The organism is Streptomyces sp., from assembly GCF_019510245.1.
Classification (GTDB): domain Bacteria; phylum Actinomycetota; class Actinomycetes; order Streptomycetales; family Streptomycetaceae; genus Streptomyces.
On sequence record NZ_JAEKKT010000520.1, the window covers coordinates 1 to 1,519 of the forward strand.

General features: G+C 70.2%; 1 protein-coding gene and 2 pseudogenes. 1 reads left to right on the forward strand and 2 read right to left on the reverse strand.

Features of this window, described 5'->3' with window-relative positions; translation table 11 throughout:
- Positions 1-212: pseudogene (locus JF597_RS54945) on the reverse strand (hypothetical protein); the annotation flags it as partial.
- 299 nt (positions 213-511) lie between these two features.
- The gene (locus JF597_RS54950; RefSeq protein ID WP_294014713.1) at positions 512-1,291 is read right to left on the reverse strand and encodes an ANTAR domain-containing protein; all 780 of its coding nucleotides are present in this window, start codon (positions 1,289-1,291) and stop codon (positions 512-514) included.
- Between the two features lie 131 nt (positions 1,292-1,422).
- Between JF597_RS54950 and JF597_RS54955 the strand changes: the two are divergent.
- Positions 1,423-1,519: pseudogene (locus tag JF597_RS54955) on the forward strand (ArsR family transcriptional regulator); the annotation flags it as partial.

Here is a 1,519-nt window from a genome sequence, read left to right on the forward strand (position 1 = left end):
GACGCGTCCCACGCCTCCTCGGGCAGGCCCGCGAGCGCCTCGTAGGTCCGTCGTCCGAGGATCACGAGTTGCGGCAGGGCGAGTTCGGTGGTGATCCACTCCTCGAGCTCGGGGCCGGGATATCCGAAGTAGCCGGGCGAGGTCGCCCCGCCGGCCCATCCGTCTACCGAGACGAACACATCGACGGTCAGGGGTGATGTCCGGGTCTGCATGGCCGGTCCTCCGGGTTCTCGGGTGTCGTGGCCCTTGCACCGGATACGTCGAAGCCGAGCCGGACATCTCGACACGCACCGCAGGTCGGGGCGCGAGCCCCACCCGCCTCCAGCGCCCGCACCACATGCTGGTGGGCATCACCACAGGCACCCCTGGAACCCGGCGCCGACCGCTTCGTCGCCGTCGGCCACGCCGGTGCCTCGCCCGGCGCCGCGTCGTCCGTACGACCCGGTGGGCCAAGTGGGCAGCGCACTGCCGGAGTTGACCGCCTACTCCGGTCGAGCCGGGCCCGCCGAACTCACGCAGCCGGTCGGGGCGGGAGGCCCTGAGACGCCGGCCCCGTCTCCCGCTCCGCGACGTCGTCGGACGGGGCCGTCGAGGCCTCCCGCACCTTGGCGACCGCCACCGCGATCTGCTGTCGCAGCTCCTCCGGCACCTGGGCTCCGTGGACGGCTCCCATCAGGTCCTGCGCGAGGTGGTACAGCTTGGTGTTGGTGTTCTGGGACGCGGTGACGAGCACCGTCCAGGCGTCCTCGGCGCTCAGGCCGAAGGAGGCCATGACGATCCCGCGGGCCACATCGATGGTCGGCCGGGTCCGCATCGCCCGACGCAGCTGGTCGACCTCCAGGCGCAGCTCCTGGTCGACCCCCTTGGGCCGGGACGGCTCCTCGGGGACGGGCGTGTGCCCGGCGGCCGGGGCGTCGGAGATTCCGGAATCCTCGGTCACGAACAGCTCCCGGGCACCGGTCAGCTCCAGCAGGCGTCCCACGGCCGGGCTGTACGCCCGAACGGTGACCGTCTTGCCCTGGGCGAGGGCCTCCCGGCGCAGGTCCAGCAGGAGGTTGAGGCCGCCGCAGTCGCAGAAGCCGACTCCGGCCAGATCCAGGTCGACTCCGGTGGCCGAGCGGTCGAGGACGGCGTACAGCTCGGACTGGAGCGCCTGGGCTCCGATGTCGAACTCACCGCGGCAGGTGACGTCCGTCCGTTCCCCGGCCACCTCGGCCTCGATCGTGGCCAGACACGGCGGACGCGCGTCCAGCGTGGTGAGGCGCTGCGCCGAATGCGCAGATTCCGGCATGTCCCTCTCCCTCATGTGCTCGGCTGCCTCTGCCTCTCAGGCTCTCTCTCCCCACCCACGGACGTCAACTAATACACGAAATTACGTTCAGGTTTTTGAATGCGTGAACATCTGGTCGCTAGACTGCTGTCATGGATGGAGTGCCCGAGTCTCACACCGGCTGGACGTTCGTCACCAACCACGCACGAGTGCTGGCCGTGATCGCCGACAATCACAGCGCCCGGATCC

What these genes read in the sequence shown, in the direction of transcription:
- JF597_RS54950 (WP_294014713.1), bottom strand. Translation starts at nt 1,291, where the DNA reads ATGCCGGAATCTGCGCATTCGGCGCAGCGCCTCACCACGCTGGACGCG.